Source organism: Kitasatospora sp. NPDC059722, assembly GCF_042733235.1.
GTDB lineage: Bacteria > Actinomycetota > Actinomycetes > Streptomycetales > Streptomycetaceae > Kitasatospora.
Genome location: NZ_JBHWGD010000173.1, coordinates 5,907 through 7,263, shown reverse-complemented (window position 1 = coordinate 7,263; position 1,357 = coordinate 5,907). Strand labels below are relative to the sequence as shown.

At 76.9% G+C, this 1,357-nt stretch carries 1 protein-coding gene; it reads left to right on the top strand.

The features are described from left to right. A partial coding sequence (locus ACFV4F_RS41420) for a hypothetical protein (protein WP_380510845.1) occupies window positions 1-926 on the top strand: 926 nt, incomplete at its 5' end. Window positions 927-1,357: the final 431 nt, after the last annotated feature.

The following is a 1,357-nucleotide window of genomic DNA, read 5'->3' as shown; positions in this document are numbered from 1 at the left end:
TCGCGCCCCCCCCGCCGGGCCCCCCCCCGCGCGCCCCCGCCGGCCCCCCCCCCGCCGCGCTCTCGGCCGGGGTGGTCGTCCTGGCCGTGCTGTCGGGCGCGACGCTCCTCACGGCCCGCGGCCACTCGGACACCCGCCCGGCCACGGGGCTCGCCGCGACGGCGGACGGCACGGCCGCCCCCTCCCCCGGCTCGACGCCCAGCGCCACGCCCACGGCCAGCGCCACGCCCACGCCGGCCGGGCCGCAGCCTCCGGCGACGGCCGCCCAGCTGGCCGACGGCATCACCTTCGAGCAGGCCGCCACCGCGCTCGGTCAGTGCCTGGACTACGACAAGGAGATGCAGGCCCGGTGGCAGAGCCCGCCGCCGTCGGCCGCGCAGGGCACGCAGGGCACGCAGGGCGCACGCCCGAACCGGCCCGTCCACGACGACGGGACCCTCGCCGACTACCGCATCCTGCTCGCCGTGAAGAGCACCGGGGACGACAACTCCCCGGGCGACGGCATCTCGGTCGTCGGCGTCAGCCAGGGCGCACACCCGACCCGGCTCATCTGCCACCAGACCGACGGCAAGACCTCCGGTCTCCAGTCCGGCAGCGCCGACCCGCGCGCGGGCGGCCCGGAGGGCCTGGTGAACCCGGACATCAACGGGGGCAAGCTGTACCGGCAGGCCATGCTCGACGGCCACGCCTGGAAGCTGCCGTACCGCTGGGGCAGCATCGGCACGTTCGCCCCCTCGGTCGCCCGGGTGAGCGTCTCGTACGGAGACGGACCGGCCGTGGACGCGGCGCTCGACCACGGCTGGTTCGCCGCCACCGGCCTCCTCACCGGCCCCGTGACCCGGACCCCGCACATCAAGGGCTACGACGGCACCGGGAAGCTGGTCTACGACTCCGACGACGACAAGGGCTACCAGAAGGACCTCTGACGGGTCGCCGCACAGCTCGGCCGACCCCGCCCCCGCCCGCGCCGCACTGCGCGGTCCTGTCCGATCGTCCAACAGGTGGACGGCCGCGTGGTGTTGCACTCCAGTGGTCCGCACAGTGGCGTTCCGGTTGAATCGGATGCAGAAGGGCCGGGACGTTCCCACCTGGGACGGGCCGGCCCCCGCTTCCCGGCGCCGTCGTGCACGGTCCTGGGGCGCGGGACGTGTGCGGGCGCCCGGACCTCCTCAAGCGGGCCGTTCACCCACTCCCGCGTCTCCGGACGGTGCACGACGGCGCCGTTCGCGTTGCCGACAGGCACAGGGGTGAGGGCCGGGAACAGTCCCGGCCCCCCCCCCCCCCCCTGCGGCGAGGCGCGCCCCCCCCCCCCCCCCCCGGGGGGGGAGCCCACCCGCCACCCCCTCCCGACCGACCA